Source organism: Sporosarcina sp. Y1009, assembly GCF_057669865.1.
Genome location: NZ_JBYHFO010000037.1, coordinates 1 through 515, shown reverse-complemented (window position 1 = coordinate 515; position 515 = coordinate 1). Strand labels below are relative to the sequence as shown.

1 protein-coding gene is annotated in these 515 nt (G+C 58.3%); it reads left to right on the top strand.

Annotated elements, in window-relative coordinates:
- The coding region (locus AC25Y1_RS19295) for a hypothetical protein (RefSeq protein WP_488149634.1) at nucleotides 1–515 on the top strand (515 nt) is incomplete at both ends.

Genomic DNA, 515 nt, shown 5'->3' with positions numbered 1-515 from the left:
GGTGAAGCTGGGGCTATTGGAGCAACTGGAGCTACTGGAGCAACAGGTGAAGCAGGTGCTATTGGAGCAACTGGCGCAACTGGAGTAACCGGTGAAGCTGGGGCTATTGGAGCAACTGGCGCAACCGGAGCTACTGGTGAAACCGGAGCAACAGGTGAAGCAGGTGCTATTGGAGCAACTGGCGCAACTGGAGTAACCGGTGAAGCTGGGGCTATTGGAGCAACTGGCGCAACTGGAGTAACCGGTGAAGCTGGGGCTATTGGAGCAACTGGCGCAACTGGAGTAACCGGTGAAGCTGGGGCTATTGGAGCAACTGGCGCAACGGGAGTAACCGGTGAAGCTGGGGCTATTGGAGCAACTGGCGCAACCGGAGCTACTGGTGAAACCGGAGCAACAGGTGAAGCCGGGGCCATTGGAGCGACTGGCGCGACTGGAGCAACAGGTGAAGCAGGTGCTATTGGAGCAACGGGCGAAACTGGAGTAACCGGTGAAGCTGGGGCTATTGGAGCAACTGG